The following is a 15147-nucleotide window of genomic DNA, read 5'->3' on the forward strand; positions in this document are numbered from 1 at the left end:
CCCGGCCTCGACACCGCTTTCTAATGGTAGCAGTTGATTCGAAGAGTCAAGGATGCCTGGAAAATTGCGCCTCGATCACTGGGCGCTGGCATCGCTTTCGTGCTCTTCGGCGAATGCCATGAACACCTTCAGGTCCAGCACATCCAGCTTGATCCGGGCGATGAACGCCGAGAAGGCGAGGTTGGCGGCCAGCAGACGCAGGTCGCTGGCCCAGGCCGGAAGATAGACCGGCCCCTTGAGCCAGCCGGATTCGAAAAGAGGCGCCAGGCGCACGGTGTCAGCCAGGCTGAGGCGCCCTGCAAAAAGATGCCCGACCAGTTCTGGCCGGTTATCGCGGATTGCAATGCGCAGCAGGGTGTGGACGCCGAGCAACCCGGTCAGGTAAGCGGCATCCTTTGTGAACGCCGAACCACCCCGCAGGTCGGCGCCGCGGAACACCCGTTGGGTCGAGCGGAAGGATTCCTCTTCTGTCTGCCCGGCCGCCAGAAAACCTTCGAACACCTGGATGAAGTCGGCACCCTCCAGCGCCTGCTGGACGGCGAGCACGCGCAGGGCCAGGCGACGCAGGCGGTTGATGTCCATGCTGCCGGTGAACAGTTCGGCCAGGGTGGCAATGCCTTCCTGGGTCTGGGTCGTACGGGGCGCCCCCAGTCCCAGGCTTGTGAGGTTGGGCTGGCGCGCGCCGTTTTGTGCCGTGGCGACATGCACGAAGGCCTCGTGTTGCAACAGTTGATGCTTGTCCAGTTCCGAGAACAGCGCGCTGGCTCGCAGGCGAATGCGGCTCGATCCGGCGATGGCCTTGGCGGCCAGGTTCGGATCGAGCACGACCGTGATCTGGCTGGCGCCGAAGAAGCGATCCAGTTCCGGTTGAATCCAGGCGGCGAACACCTTGGCCGGGATCTCGGCCGGGCAGGGTGGAATCCGCGCACCGCCCAGCAGGGCGTCGGTGGTCTTGAGGAAGAACCGGGCCGCGTCGAGCATGCTCAGTTGCAAGCGCGTGTAGTAGAAGTCCGGGCGCCGGTACAGCGCTGACGAATATTGGGTAAAGGCGGGAGTACCAATGGCCTCCAGCATGTGCCCGGCGGTGGCATAGCTACGGGCGGTCATGGCGAGGAAATTCCCGGCCGGATGCCCCACATCGCACTGGGTGATAAAGGTTTCCAGGGCGGCGATGTCGGCGCTGTGCTCGCGGGGCTGCAACTCGACCTTGGGTAACTCGGCCCGCCCGCCGCGCCATTTCGCCAGGAAGTCTTCCTCGACGCCGTCCGGCCAGGACAGGGCATCCAGCACGCGGATCTTGCGGGTCAGGCCGGGCAGGGCGGCATCGAGTTCGGACAGGGCGGCGCTCATGGAGATCTCCTTGAGGGACGAAGTGGCGTTACAAAAGCTTAGTCGTCACGCGCGGTTACGTTTTGGGCTGGCGGGCGGCGCGGGCAAATTCGATGAATGCCTTGAGCGCTGCGGGCACATGACGGCGACTGGGGTAATACAGGTGCAGACCCGGATAGTAGGGGCACCAATCGGCCAGCACCTGGACCAACCGGGCATCGGCCAGATACCCGCTGACCATGTCCTCGAACACATAGGCCAAACCCACACCTTGCAATGCCGGGCCGATCATCAGGCTGACATCGCCAAGCGTGAGCGGGCCGCTGACTTCGATTTCCTGGGTGATCGCGCCGCGTTCGAATTCCCATCGGTACATCGCGCCGCTGGGGAAGCGATGGCGGATGCACGGCAGGCCATGCAAGTCTTCTGGTTTGCGTGGTGCCACATGCTGTTCGAAGAATGCCGGTGAGCCCACGACCACCGAACGCATGTTCGGCCCGATGGGCAGTGAAACCATGTCGGCTTCCAGGCGGTTGCCAAAGCGTACCCCCGCGTCAAAGCCGCCGGCCACCACGTCCACCAGTGCGTCGCTCTCGACGATCTCCAGCCGGATGTCCGGATACGCCTGCAAAAACTGGCTGACGATCGGCAGCAGCACCAACTCGCATGCCTGTCGACCTGCGGTGATGCGCAGGTTGCCTGAGGGCTTGTCGCGAAAGTTATTGAGGTCTTCCAGCGCATCATCGATGTCACGGAAGGCCGGTTTCAGTCGGGTGTAAAGGCGTTCCCCGGCGTCAGTCAAGGCCACGCTACGAGTGGTGCGGTTGAACAGGCGTACGCCCAGGCGATTCTCCAGGGCGCGCAATGAGTGACTCAAGGCCGAGGGCGTGAGGCCCAGTTCCACCGCCGCACGACTGAAGTTCAGGTGCTGGGCGATGCACAGGAAGATCGACAGGTCAGCAGTGGAGGGGGATTTCATTTGTGAGCGCCTTTCACAAAGTCATGAAAAATTGCTGGGATTATCACATCAGTAGCACAGCCTTAAAGTGGCATCAACTCATCGAGAAGGCCCGGCAATAACGCTTGGGTCGCTGACAGGAGGAGTTGAAATGCGTACCTGGTTCATTACTGGCGCTTCCCGTGGTTTTGGCACCCTCATCGCAGAACACGCCCTGCGTGCCGGCGACGCGGTCATTGCCACCGCCCGCAATCCACAAGACATCACCGATCGCCTGGGCGATCACCCGAACCTGCTGGCCGTGCGGCTGGATGTCACCCGCGAGGAAGAAGCCCATCAGGCGGTCGCCGAAGGCATCAAGCGTTTCGGGCGCATTGACGTGCTGATCAACAATGCCGGTTTCGGGGTGCTCGGCGCGGTGGAGGAAACCAGTGCCAGCGAGACGGAACGTCTGTTCGCCACCAACGTGTTCGGCGTGCTCAACGTCACCCGCGCGGTACTGCCGCACATGCGTCGCCAGCGTAGCGGTCACGTCATCAACATCTCGTCGATTGGCGGTTATCAGGCCTACATGGGCTGGGGCGTCTACGGTTCCACCAAGTTTGCGGTGGAGGGTATTACCGAAGCGCTGCATCAGGAACTGGCGCCCTTGGGCATCCATGCGACAGTCGTCGAGCCCGGGTTCTTCCGCACCGATTTCCTGGACGAGCAGTCGCTGATCAAGACCGCCCTGGAACTGCCGGACTATGAGGAAACCGTCGGCAAGATGCGCCAGTTCGCCGAAGGCGCCAACCATGCGCAGCCTGGGGATCCGGTGAAGTTTGCCGAAGCGATGCTCGCACTGGTCAACGCCCCGAAACCGCCACAACGCCTGGCGCTGGGCAGTGACACCCTGGCGCGAATCGAGGCGAAAAACCGTTTTGTAGAGACGGAACTGAGTGAGTGGAAAGCATTGGCGCTGTCCACCGACTTTGAGGTCTGAGGCGGCATCGATCTGCTCATTCCGGATGACGTACGGTGTGTCAATCAGGCCTCAGAGCAGGCTCCACGACACCCCGAGGTACATCGCCATGCCCTCGCCTGGGGTGGATCGTGCCGCGTCCAGCCCTTTGTCGTCGTAGCCGGGTGTGACCGTGGCGGCATAGTGCTTGTCGGTCAGGTTGCGCAGGTCCAGCCAGGTCTGCCAGTCGCCCTTGGGCGCGTTGTAGCCCAGTGTGGCGCCGAATATGGCGTAGGGATCGGCGTAGTAGCTGTTGGCGTAATCGACCGCGACCTTGGACACCCATTGCGTGTTGACCGCGGCGAAAAAGCCTTGTGGCCAGTCGTAGCGCAGTTCGCCCTGGTAATAGTGCATCGGCAGGCCCGGCAGGCGGTTGTCGCCGAAGCGCTCATCGTCGCGGTAGTGGAAGTCACTGAAGGTATAGCTCTGGCGCAGGCTCAATTGGCCGCCATCCTCCGGCGACCAGAGGGGGCTCAGCAGGCTGGCTTCCACGCCCTGGTGCACGGTGGGGCTGGCGTTGAGCTCGTAGGGCGTGGTGGCGTTGGCGTCCGGCAACACCGAAAGCAGTTCATGGCGCACCTGGGCGTAGTACCAGGCCAGGCTCCACTGCCCCAGCGTGCTGTCACCGCGGCCGCCGATTTCCAGGGTAGTGGCGGTCTGGTTTTGCAGCGTGATTGGTTGGCGCTGGGCGCCCGTGGCGACGCCGCTGCCTGCGGGGAATCGGATGTTCGAGCTATAGATCAGCGACCACGGGTGCGGTGCCTCGACCGAGCGGCTGAGATTGCCGAACAGTTGCAGGTCCGGTGTCAGTTGGTAGCGCAGGCCCACGCGCGGGGCGTAGTCCCAGTCGTGCAGACTGGTCTTGCCACCTTCTTGCGGGTAAGTGACAGCGCTTTCCCGGCGGGTGTAGATCGCGGCGAGGCCGGTGGTCAGCCACAGGTCGTCGGCGATCTCCAGGTCATTGCCGGCATGCAGGACCGTGTCCGAGCCCTGGTAGGTGAAGTTGCGAATCAGTGTGCCCGGTGCATAACCGGCGGTGTTGCCGGTGGGGATGCGCACGAACTCGCTGGCACCGGCGTTGGGCAGGTGTTTGGTCACTCGCAGGCCCAGGGTGCTTTGGCTTTGCAGCCCCCAGAGCGTGTCGCGACGCTTGTAGTCGAACGTGCCGCTGACGTCGGTGTACGCCACCTTCAGGCGGTTGGGACCCTCGCTCAAGTCCATGGGATAGTCGTGGTAGACAAGGCCGGTCTGGATGCTCGAATCGTCATCGATGTACCAGGTGGTCTTGTTGCCGATAAAGGTGCTGCCCGGCTCGTCGCGGCGGTCGTCCCGCGCCACGTAGACCGGGTTGGCCGCCCGTGGGTCATGCTCGATGGAGTGCTTGGTCACCCGTCCCGCGAGGTCGTTGTCGGTCTGGCGGTGGCGCAGGTAGAAGCGTGTTTCCAGGTTGGCGTTGAAGCGATAACCGAAGTTGGCGATGACACCCTGGCTCTCGCTGGCCGTGTGGTCCTGGTAGCCGTCGGCGTTGGCGTCGGTCATGGCCACGTAGTAATCGAAGGCGCCGAGCACCTGCCCTGAACTGATCTGGCGCTGCTGATAGCCGTGACTGCCCGTTGCGTAGCGTACCTGCAACTTCGGCGCGTCGTAGCCGGTATGGCTGACGTAATCGATGGCCCCGCCCAAGGCCAGGGCACCCCGGTCGAACCCGTTGGCGCCGCGCAGCACTTCCACATGATCGAGCCACAGCGGTTCCAGCAATTCATAGGGCGTGCCGCCGGGGCCGGTCAGCGGCAGACCGTCGAGCTGGGTGTACAGCCCCGAGGCGTGGGCGCCCGGTGCACGGTTGATGCCCGATCCGCGGATCGAGATCTTCACCCCTTCGTTGCCCGCCGACTGGGCATAGATCCCCGGCTGGTAAGCCAGCACATCCTGATTGCTGGCCACGCGGCCCTGCAACGGACGGCGCATGTCGACCAGGTTGGTGCCGCCGGGAACCTGGGCCAGCCGGGCCCTGGCGTCTTCGATCCCCTGGTCTTCGTCACTCTGGTCCTCGGCGCCAATCAGCACTTGCCCCAGCTCCAGGCCCTGAGCCGCGGTCATGGCCGGACAAACGAGGGCCAGGCCCAGCAACGCAGCGGGCAAGGAATGAGGCGAGGGCATTGGGGAAACTCCAGACGTACAAGAACGGGCAATGAACAGTGCGACGCAAGAAGGAACGAAGGGAGCACATGGCAATTTTGTTATTTTGTTTCCCCGCCAAGGGCTGGCGGCTATCGGTTCAGCAGCGGTGCCAGCAATGCACACATACCGCGCCAGTGCGAACCCTCCCAGTAAACCCGTTGGCAGGCGTCGCAACGCAGGAAGCGTGAATAGAGGACGCCAATGCGTGGCGGCACCTGCGTCCGGGCCAGTTCCAGGCTGATTTCGTGCAGCGGCAGGTTGCAATGAAGGCACAGGCTGAATGGCCGCGCGCTACGCGCCAGGTCGAGGCGCTCGTACAATTCGCGCAGTTGCAGCGACGGTTTCAGGGCATGCACATAACAGCCGTGGCTGATGATTCGCCGCTTGAGCAGTTCGCGGTCGCGGGTCAGCACGATGCGGCCTTGTTGTGCAGCGATCTCGGCGATCTCGCCATCCTCGAAGGCATTGTCGTAGAGGGTGTCGAAGCCGCTCATGCGCAGCAGGCTGGCCAGCCCGCCAAGGTGCGCATCCGCGACGAAGCGCAGCACCCGTAAAGGTTGCGCACGAACCTTGAGCAGCGGGCTGATGTCCAGCGCTTCGAACTTGGGATACACCGCCAGCCGGTCACTGTCGAGGATCACCCGCTCCAGGCCCACCGACTCGCCGTTGAGCAGCACCAGTTCGACCTCGGTGTGCGGCACGCCGAGCGCCTCGATCATGTGCTTGACCGTCGCCCCTTGCGCGCACTGGCAGGTGAAGGGTTGCCGCCGCCGTTCGGCCGGCAGGAAATCGTTGAGCTCCTCGTAGAAGCGGAAAGTTGCACTGGTCATGTTGAACAGTATGGCAGGGCTGCGGGATGTGCGAGCCTGGTCCGGACCACACCCATCTCGCTTGGGAGTGATCGACTTGCCTGCTTATCACGATTTAGCCACTACAAAGCCTGTAACAGGGTGCCCGAAATCTCATTGGGCACGGGCTCATCGGCCGCCTGCGAACTCCTCTCTGGTTTCACCAGGCTGTCAGAGGAGTCAACACTTGTTTTTTGACAAGGTGGAACCACGTATGGCCACAGTCCTCAGTCGGCTGTGGAAAGCCCATACTTGTGTGCGTAGGCGTACAGATCTACGCGGTTCGTCAGGCCCAGCTTGCTGTAGATCGATGTCAAATGGTTGCGCAGCGTGTGCTCGCTGATGTGCAGTTTCTCGGCCACCAACTTGCCAGGGGCTGAGGGGTCGCTGGCCAGCGATGCAATGGTTTGCTGCTCGCGGCGCGTCAGCTTGGCGATTTTGTGTTGCTCCGGGTCTATATCGCGCTCGGTTTTCTTGCGCGCCAGTTCAAGGAAGATACGGCTGGTCGCATTGCGGTCAATCCAGAGTTCGCCGTCATGCACTTTTTCTATGGCTTTGAGCAATGTCGAGGCGGATGCCGACTCCCGCTTATCCACCACGCCACGTGCGCCCGCCAGCACCGCACGGTCATGCAGCGCCACGTCGCTCGACCCTGTCACTACCAGAATCTTGGCTTTGGTCCGGCTGTGCAATTCGGCCAGCGACTCGATACAGTCCTCGCTGTCCAGGTCCAGCACCACCACATCTGGCGCGCATGGGTGCAGTGAAAGCAGGTACTCCGCCACCGACGCCGCCGAGCCCGCCAGCATCAACCTCGGTTGAGCGCTTTCCACCAGACGCTCAAGGCCCCAGGCCACGAGCGGTAGAGCGACTAACTGGACTTGAATTGGCATGCGGGTCGCTGCCTCTTTAGGCGGGTTGTGTTAGCTGATCATGATAGCAATCGTTGCAGCCCGTAGCTTTTTTCTATAGCGCTTCAGGCACCCCCTCCCATGACATTTGTCCCGTAAAACACTGTTTTCATGGGTGATTGACTCCCAGAAAAAAAGGGATAGCGCACTCATGTAAAAAACAGCGGTCGTTTTTAGACTGCAGCCATGAAAGACGCACACCGAATTGAGCCCCGTGAACAAGTCACCCTGTCGCTGCAACTGACCGGCGGGGGCAGCGGTGTCACCCGTGACATCAGCGCCTCCGGTTTGTATTTCGAAACCGAAAGCGAGCAGCAGGTGGGTAGCTTGATTGACTTCGAGATCGAACTCGACACCCCCGGCGGCCCCATGAAGTTCAAGGCGCAAGGACAAATCGTGCGCATTGAGCCGCAGGGCGGCAGGGTCGGGGTGGGCGTGAAGCTGCTGGCCAGCCGGCTGGTACCGGTGGAGTGAAGTGTTCGTGGGTTGAGGAAGAATCGGCTTGTGGCTGTTAGCGGTCCACAGCGGTTTTTTGCTCAGAGAGACATTCATGGGAGAAAGACATGGCTAGCACCACAACTACCAGCGGCGGAACCGTTACTTCATTTTCCAACACGCCGCAGGCGAAGGATGACGTCTATACCACCACTGAAAATCTGCTGGGGGTCGTGTATTGGGACGTCATGTCCAATGACCTCGGCGGCAGCGCGAAGACACTCTGGTCACTCGATAACGCGGACAGTCTTTCTACTGCCACCAAGGTTTCTGCTCCGGCCGACCTCCTGGTCCAGGATACGGCGAGGGCTGAGGCGACGAGCACTGACACCAGCGAGAATGGTGCAAAGATCTGGATCACCTCGGACGGTAAGGTCGGCTACGACGCCGCTACTTTTTCAGAGGCTTTCAAGGCACAACTCCAGGCGCTTGCGACTGGCGAGCTCCTGACGGACAGCTTTACCTATGCGATGCGTCTCGGCAATGGAACGCTCAGTTGGGCCACCGCGACAGTGCAGTTTTCGGGCGTGAATGATGGTGTGACGATCTGCATCGGCGCGCAGGCCGGCATAGTGACCGAAGACGCCGACACCACTGCGAGCACGACCGACTCGCTGACGGCCAGCGGCACGATTACCTTCAATGACATCGACCTGAGCGACACGCACACGGCGACGTTCGCGCCGGCGAGGGGCAACGCTACTCATCTTGGTACGTTCGAGCTCTCGGCGGTAAGCGAAGCAGCGAACGTGGCCAACGGTTCGGTGCAATGGACGTACAACCTGAGCAATGCGGCGGCGCAGTACCTGGCCCAGGGACAGACAGTCACCGAAACTTACCTGGTCACCATCAGCGATAGTCATGGCTCGTCGGTAACGCAGAATGTGACCGTCACCATCACTGGCACCAATGACGCGCCGACGGTGGCGGCGGCAGAGGTCGAAAGCGGTGCGGTGGCCGAAGACGGCATCACGGTGGCCAGCGGTAGCTTCGCCTTCGGCGACGTGGACCTGGCCGATGACGCGCATGTGGCCAGCGTGAGCGCGCCGGCCGGTGCGCTGGGTACGCTGGTGGCCAATGTCAGCGACGAGAGCACGGGCGACGCTGCGGGCAGCGTGGGCTGGACCTATACGCTGAACAACGGTGCGGCACAGTACCTGGCCGAGGGCCAGACCAAGACCGAAGTGTTCACGGTGACGCTGACCGACGACTTCGGGGCGACAGTGACCAAGGACGTGACGATCACCCTGACCGGCACCAACGACCGGCCGACGCTGACCATCGACGATGCTGCCGGGGCGATGAACGAAGGCAACGGCGCGGCCACGCTGAGCGACAGCGGGGTGCTGAGCTTTGCCGATCTGGACAGCAGCGACGTCGTGACGGTCAGCAAAAGCTCCAATAACGACCTCGTCTGGAGCGGCGGCACCCTCGGTGCTGCGCAGTCCGCAGCGCTGGTCGCTGGTTTCTCGGTCGATCAGGACAGCTGGAACTACAGCAGCAGCGAGAACCTGGACTTCCTGAGCGCCAGTGAAACCATCAGCTTCTCCTACACCGTGGTGGCCACCGATAACAGCGGCGCGGGCAACGCAGCCTCGGCTACGCAGACCGTCACCATCACCATTATCGGCAGCAACGATGCGCCAGTGCTCAGCTTCGCGACGGGCAATGCTGCGGGCGCGGTGCAGGAAGACACCACGCTCAGCGTGGATGGCCAGTTCAGCTCGACCGACATCGATCACGATGCCACGGCGACCTGGACCATCAATGGCTCGGCAACTGGAACCTATGGCTCGATCGCGGTCGACAGCAGCGGCCAGTGGACCTACACCCTGGCCAACGGCACCGATGGCGTTGCCAGTGCGGTGCAGTCGCTGAAGGCGGGCGAGAGCCATGATGATGTGTTTACGGTGCAAGTCAGCGACGGCCTGGGCGGCGTCGACACCCAGCTGGTGACCGTCACCGTCACCGGCAACAACGACGCGCCGGTGCTCAGCTTCACGACGGGCAATGCTGCCGGCGCGGTGCAGGAAGACACCACGCTCAGCGTCAGCGGCCAGTTCAGCTCGACCGACATCGATCACGATGCCACGACCAGCTGGACCATCAATGGCTCGTCAACCGGCACCTACGGCGCGATCGCCGTCGACACCACCGGCCAGTGGACCTACACCCTGGCCAACGGCACCGATGGTGTTGCCAGTGCGGTGCAGTCACTGAAGGCGGGCGAGAGTCATGATGACGTGTTTACGGTGCAGGTCAGCGACGGCCTGGGCGGCGTCGACACCCAGCTGGTGACCGTCACCGTCACCGGCAACAACGACGCGCCGGTGCTCAGCTTCACGACGGGCAATGCTGCCGGCGCGGTGCAGGAAGACACCACGCTCAGCGTCAGCGGCCAGTTCAGCTCGACCGACATCGATCACGATGCCACGACCAGCTGGACCATCAATGGCTCGCCCACCGGCACCTACGGCGCGATCGCCGTCGACAGCACCGGCCAGTGGACCTACACCCTGGCCAACGGCACCGATGGTGTTGCCAGTGCGGTGCAGTCACTGAAGGCGGGCGAGAGTCATGATGACGTGTTTACGGTGCAGGTCAGCGACGGCCTGGGCGGCGTCGACACCCAGCTGGTGACCGTCACCGTCACCGGCAACAACGACGCGCCGGTGCTCAGCTTCACGACGGGCAATGCTGCCGGCGCGGTGCAGGAAGACACCACGCTCAGCGTCAGCGGCCAGTTCAGCTCGACCGACATCGATCACGATGCCACGACCAGCTGGACCATCAATGGCTCGCCCACCGGCACCTACGGCGCGATCGCCGTCGACAGCACCGGCCAGTGGACCTACACCCTGGCCAACGGCACCGATGGTGTTGCCAGTGCCGTGCAGTCGCTGAAGGCGGGCGAGAGTCATGATGACGTGTTTACGGTGCAGGTCAGCGACGGCCTGGGCGGCGTCGACACCCAGCTGGTGACCGTCACCGTCACCGGCAACAACGACGCGCCGGTGCTCAGCTTCACGACGGGCAATGCTGCCGGCGCGGTGCAGGAAGACACCACGCTCAGCGTCAGCGGCCAGTTCAGCTCGACCGACATCGATCACGATGCCACGACCAGCTGGACCATCAATGGCTCGCCCACCGGCACCTACGGCTCGATCGCCGTCGACAGCACCGGCCAGTGGACGTACACCCTGGCCAATGGCACCAATGGTGTTGCCAGTGCGGTGCAGTCGCTGAAGGCGGGCGAGAGTCATGATGACGTGTTTACGGTGCAGATCAGCGACGGCCTCGGCGGTGTCGACACCCAGCAGGTGACCATCACCATCACCGGCAGCAACGACGCGCCCGTGCTCAGCTTCGCGACCGGCAACGAGGCCGGCGCGGTGCAGGAAGACATCAAGCTCAGCGTCAGCGGCCAGTTCAGCTCGGCCGACATCGATCACGATGCTACGGCGACATGGACCATCAATGGCTCGTCAACCGGCACCTACGGCGCGATCGCGGTCGACAGCACCGGCCAATGGACCTACACGCTGGCCAATGGCACCGATGGTGTCGCCAGTGCGGTGCAGTCACTGAAGGCGGGCGAGAGCCATGATGAGGTGTTTACGGTGCAGGTCAGCGACGGCCTCGGCGGTGTCGACACCCAGCAGGTGACCATCACCATCACCGGCAGCAACGACGCGCCCGTGCTCAGCTTCGCGACCGGCAACGAGGCCGGCGCGGTGCAGGAAGACATCAAGCTCAGCGTCAGCGGCCAGTTCAGCTCGGCCGACATCGATCACGATGCTACGGCGACATGGACCATCAATGGCTCGTCAACCGGCACCTACGGCGCGATCGCGGTCGACAGCACCGGCCAATGGACCTACACGCTGGCCAATGGCACCGATGGTGTCGCCAGTGCGGTGCAGTCACTGAAGGCGGGCGAGAGCCATGATGAGGTGTTTACGGTGCAGGTCAGCGACGGCCTCGGCGGCGTCGACACCCAACTGGTGACTGTCACCGTCACCGGCAGCAACGACGCCGCCGTGCTGTCCTCGGCCAGCGTTACGCTGAGCGAAACCAATGCTCCGCTGACCACCGGCGGCAGCCTGACCATTAGCGATATCGACAGCCCGGAAAGCTTCCAGGCGCAGACCAACACCGCCGGCAGCTACGGCCAGTTCTCCATCGGCACCGGCGGTGCCTGGACCTACGTCGCCAACTCCGCCCACAACGAGTTCGCCGCCGGTACCACCTACACCGACACCTTCGCGGTGAGCAGTGCGGACGGCACCCTCACTTCGGTCACCGTGCATATCCTCGGCACCAACGATGCCGCCGTGCTGTCCGCCGACATCGCCAACCTCACCGAGACCAATGCCGCCGTCGACATTTCCACCACCGGCACCCTGACCATCAGCGACGTCGACAGCGCCGCAACCTTCGTCGCGCAAACCAACACCGCCGGCAGCTACGGCCAGTTCTCCATCGGCACCGGCGGTGTCTGGACCTACGTCGCCAACTCCGCCCACAACGAGTTCGCCGCCGGTACCACCTACACCGACACCTTCGCGGTGAGCAGTGCCGATGGCACCCTCACTTCGGTCACCGTGCATATCCTCGGCACCAATGATGCGGCCGTGCTGTCCGCCGACATCGCCAACCTCACCGAGACCAATGCCGCCGTCGACATTTCCACCACCGGCATCCTGACCATCAGCGACGTCGACAGCGCCGCAACTTTCGTCGCGCAAATCAACACCGCCGGCAGCTACGGCCAGTTCTCCATCGGCACCGGCGGTGCCTGGACCTACGTCGCCAACTCCGCCCACAACGAGTTCGCCGCCGGCACCACCTACACCGACACCTTCGCGGTGAGCAGTGCCGACGGCACCCTCACTTCGGTCACCGTGCATATCGCCGGCAGCAACGACTCACCGACGATCACTTCCAACGGTGGCGGTGCGACCGCTTCGATCAACGTGGCGGAGAACACCACGGCGGTTACGACGGTGGCGGCGACCGATGTTGATCTGCCGGCGCAGACGCTGAGCTACTCGCTCCTGAATACGGCCGGGACGGACTTCAGCAAGTTCTCGATCAGTTCGAGCGGGGTGCTGACGTTCAACTCAGCGCCCGATTACGAGAATGCCCAGGATGTCGGTGGTACTGACGGCGACAACGCCTACGTTGTGGACGTTCAGGTGTCCGACGGCAATGGCGGAATCGACACGCAGACGATTACGGTGAACGTGCAGAACGTCGTTGAAACTCCGATTGATACAACACCGCCAGCGTCACCGACTGGGCTGACTTACAACAACTCCGGTACAAACCATAAGCTTTCAGGGAGCGCCGAAGCTAATTCATTCATTAAGGTTTACCTGGACAATGGCAATGGCGTGTTTGGCGCCGGCGACACAGAAATTGGGACCGGAACGACCAATACCGGCGGTCAATTCGCCAATATTGATTTGACTGGCAAGTTTACGGGTACCAAGACGCTATTTGTCACGGCTATGGACGCGGCAGGCAACGTTAGTGCTGCAACAAGCATTAGCCTGACTTACCCTGCGGGAGTGTCCGGAGAAGCAATAAACCTTGCGATTGCTGATCCATCGGCAGGCCTGAGCGATAGCTTTGTTGTCACAATTGCCGACGTTCCGTCAAATTGGACTCTAAACGCCGGAATCAACAACGGCGACGGCACCTGGACCGTGCAGACCAGCGATCCCGGAGCATTGACCGTGACAACACCAGAAGGCTTCGCGGGTGCTGCGGTACTCCACATCAACATGACCTGGACTAACGCCGACGGCAGTGTGGGCAGTTCCTATGTATTCAATAACGTCGAGGCCTTTGCCCCCGGCACGCCGATCTTCGCCTTGTCCGCTGACGACAACCTGACCGGTTCGTCCGGTGCCGACACCTTCGTCTTCGCCCAGCCGATCGGCAACAATCAGATCTACAGTTTCGATGCCATGGCAGACAAGATCGACATGATCGGCTTCACGGGTGTCACCGGTTTTGCTGACTTGAGCATCACTAACGACGCCAATGGCAATGCACTGGTCAGCATAAGCTCCGGCCAGACGATCACCCTGAAAGGTGTCGATGCAGCGAACTTGAGCGAAGCGAACTTCCAGTTCGATGTGGACCCGATCACCAACAACGCCGGTACTCTCACCATTGCCGACGGCGCGATCATGCCGTTCGGTGGCAGCATCCATAACAGCGGCACCATCGAGCTCGGCTCCACCGGCAGCGCGACCAACCTTGAGATTCTGTTCCGTGGCGCGACCTTGACCGGTGGCGGCCAGGTGCTGCTATCCGACAACGCGCAAAACGTGATTTTCGGCGGCAGCGCCGACACGGTGCTCACCAATGCCGACAACACCATCTCGGGTGCCGGCCAGTTGGGAGCGGGGCAGATGATGCTGGTCAACTCGGGCCTGATCCTTGCCAGCGGTGTCAATGCGCTGGTGATCGATACCGGTAGCAGCGCCGTCACCAACACGGGTGTGCTGCAAGCCAGCGGCAGCGGCGGATTGGTGATTGAAAGTGCGCTCCTCAACAGCGGCAACTTGTGGGCGAACGATGGCAATATCACCATCCACGCAGATGCCAGTGGCGCGGGAAGCGCGACTATCAGCGGTTCGGCGATACTGGAGTTCGGTGCAGCCTCCGATCAGCGTGTGACGTTCGACAGCGGCGCGGCAGGCACGCTCAAGCTCGATGTGTCGGCGGCGTTCAGTGGCAGCGTCAGCGGTTTTGCCGCGGGTGACAAGCTGGAGTTTGGCGATGTTGCGTTCGGAGCCGATACGCAGATCACCTATGCAGCGAATGACACCGGCACCGGCGGCATGTTGAGCGTAAGCGACGGTGCGCATGTGTCGCAGTTCGCGCTGAACGGCCAATATGCGGCCGCGGGTTTGCAGGCGAACGCCGAGGGCAGCGGCAGTGAGCTGGCCTACGATGCAGCGGCGGCAAACCACACCATGCTGGGCGGCCTGGCCAACGACATTCTGCTCGGCGGTGCGGGTGACGATCTGTTCTTCGGCGGGCTGGGCAACGACACGCTCAACGGCGGCCTCGGCAACGATACCTTCATGTTTGCTGCGGCAGGCTTCGGCAACGACTCGATCCAGGGCTTCGATATCGATCCGGCCGCAGGGCAGGACTTGCTCAATATCGCGGGGCTGGGGATCAGCAACGAGACGTTCGCTGCCAACGTGAGCATTGCGGCTGACGGGGCGGACACGGTGATCGGGATCGGAGTAGACACTATTCGCCTTGTCGGTGTTAACAGTGCAGGTATCGATCAGGCGGACTTTATCCTGACGGCATGATGCTTTTGCTGCAGGCCGCACGTTGCTATGCGGTTGCAGGGGCATGCCGTCCAAGCTGAACCGGCCATGGACATTGGTAGCG

Annotated in this window: 8 protein-coding genes; 3 read left to right on the plus strand and 5 right to left on the minus strand. The window is 62.5% G+C overall.

Annotated elements, in window-relative coordinates:
* Positions 1 to 75: 75 nt before the first annotated feature.
* A complete protein-coding gene (locus AC3IT6_RS11825; protein WP_489355685.1) occupies positions 76 to 1350 on the minus strand; it encodes a peptidase MATCAP family protein in 1275 nt (424 codons plus the stop codon).
* A gap of 55 nt (positions 1351 to 1405) precedes the next feature.
* Positions 1406 to 2308 (minus strand): LysR family transcriptional regulator, encoded by a 903-nt coding sequence (locus AC3IT6_RS11830; RefSeq protein ID WP_489355687.1) that lies wholly within the window; start codon positions 2306 to 2308, stop codon positions 1406 to 1408.
* A 130-nt stretch (positions 2309 to 2438) separates the two neighbouring features.
* Here AC3IT6_RS11830 and AC3IT6_RS11835 point away from each other — a divergent pair, with 130 nt between their 5' ends.
* Positions 2439 to 3269 carry an oxidoreductase gene (locus tag AC3IT6_RS11835; protein ID WP_223442306.1) on the plus strand — a complete coding sequence of 277 codons (831 nt, stop codon included), beginning with the start codon at positions 2439 to 2441 and terminating at the stop codon, positions 3267 to 3269.
* 51 nt (positions 3270 to 3320) lie between these two features.
* Here AC3IT6_RS11835 and AC3IT6_RS11840 read toward each other — a convergent pair whose 3' ends face one another.
* From AC3IT6_RS11840 to AC3IT6_RS11850, 3 genes are all read right to left on the minus strand, one after another.
* Complete coding sequence (locus AC3IT6_RS11840; RefSeq protein ID WP_489355690.1) at positions 3321 to 5447, minus strand: TonB-dependent receptor family protein; 2127 nt, start codon at positions 5445 to 5447, stop codon at positions 3321 to 3323.
* Positions 5448 to 5557: 110 nt separating this feature from the next.
* Complete coding sequence (locus AC3IT6_RS11845; RefSeq protein WP_223442312.1) at positions 5558 to 6298, minus strand: Mut7-C ubiquitin/RNAse domain-containing protein; 741 nt, start codon at positions 6296 to 6298, stop codon at positions 5558 to 5560.
* Positions 6299 to 6543: 245 nt separating this feature from the next.
* A complete protein-coding gene (locus AC3IT6_RS11850; RefSeq protein ID WP_489355692.1) occupies positions 6544 to 7209 on the minus strand; it encodes a LuxR C-terminal-related transcriptional regulator in 666 nt (221 codons plus the stop codon).
* A gap of 204 nt (positions 7210 to 7413) precedes the next feature.
* Between AC3IT6_RS11850 and AC3IT6_RS11855 the strand changes: the two genes are divergently transcribed.
* Both AC3IT6_RS11855 and AC3IT6_RS11860 read left to right on the plus strand, forming a co-directional pair.
* Entirely contained in the window at positions 7414 to 7701 is a 288-nt protein-coding gene (locus AC3IT6_RS11855) for a PilZ domain-containing protein (RefSeq protein ID WP_150725532.1), read from the plus strand.
* An 89-nt stretch (positions 7702 to 7790) separates the two neighbouring features.
* Positions 7791 to 15065 (plus strand): VCBS domain-containing protein, encoded by a 7275-nt coding sequence (locus tag AC3IT6_RS11860; RefSeq protein WP_489355695.1) that lies wholly within the window; start codon positions 7791 to 7793, stop codon positions 15063 to 15065.
* Positions 15066 to 15147 lie beyond the last annotated feature (82 nt).

Source organism: Pseudomonas sp. KH_017 (genome assembly GCF_057840285.1).

What these genes read in the sequence shown, in the direction of transcription:
- AC3IT6_RS11830 (WP_489355687.1), bottom strand. Translation starts at nt 2,308, where the DNA reads ATGAAATCCCCCTCCACTGCTGACCTGTCGATCTTCCTGTGCATCGCC.
- AC3IT6_RS11835 (WP_223442306.1), top strand. Translation starts at nt 2,439, where the DNA reads ATGCGTACCTGGTTCATTACTGGCGCTTCCCGTGGTTTTGGCACCCTC.
- AC3IT6_RS11840 (WP_489355690.1), bottom strand. Translation starts at nt 5,447, where the DNA reads ATGCCCTCGCCTCATTCCTTGCCCGCTGCGTTGCTGGGCCTGGCCCTC.
- AC3IT6_RS11855 (WP_150725532.1), top strand. Translation starts at nt 7,414, where the DNA reads ATGAAAGACGCACACCGAATTGAGCCCCGTGAACAAGTCACCCTGTCG.
- AC3IT6_RS11860 (WP_489355695.1), top strand. Translation starts at nt 7,791, where the DNA reads ATGGCTAGCACCACAACTACCAGCGGCGGAACCGTTACTTCATTTTCC.
- AC3IT6_RS11845 (WP_223442312.1), bottom strand. Translation starts at nt 6,298, where the DNA reads ATGACCAGTGCAACTTTCCGCTTCTACGAGGAGCTCAACGATTTCCTG.
- AC3IT6_RS11850 (WP_489355692.1), bottom strand. Translation starts at nt 7,209, where the DNA reads ATGCCAATTCAAGTCCAGTTAGTCGCTCTACCGCTCGTGGCCTGGGGC.
- AC3IT6_RS11825 (WP_489355685.1), bottom strand. Translation starts at nt 1,350, where the DNA reads ATGAGCGCCGCCCTGTCCGAACTCGATGCCGCCCTGCCCGGCCTGACC.